At 61.3% G+C, this 279-nt stretch carries 1 protein-coding gene; it reads right to left on the bottom strand.

The genetic code is table 11. From position 1 onward, the window contains the following. Nucleotides 1-279 (bottom strand): lytic murein transglycosylase (locus SB822_RS56580; RefSeq protein ID WP_410859035.1); only part of this gene is annotated, 279 nt, incomplete at both ends.

Here is a 279-nt window from a genome sequence, read left to right as displayed (position 1 = left end):
CGTAGTTCGGTTCGCCTGGCTGATAGCCTGCACCGCGCTGCCAGCCATGGCCGACAAGGAAGTTCGCGGTCGAATAGAGAGCATCCGCCTTGGAGCGGGCCATGTCGATATGGCCGCTGCCGTCGCCGTCGACGCCGTATTTCAGGACGTTGACCGGCAGGAACTGCGTCTGGCCGATTTCACCATGCATGGCGCCAACCGCATTTGGATTGAGGTCCTGACGGTCGATCAGCTTGAGCGCTGCATAGAGCTGGTCGGTGAAATAATCGCTGCGGCGGC

The sequence above is a fragment of the Paraburkholderia sp. SIMBA_054 genome (assembly GCF_046534875.1).
GTDB lineage: Bacteria > Pseudomonadota > Gammaproteobacteria > Burkholderiales > Burkholderiaceae > Paraburkholderia > Paraburkholderia hospita.
This window is presented reverse-complemented; position numbering and strand designations above follow the sequence as displayed.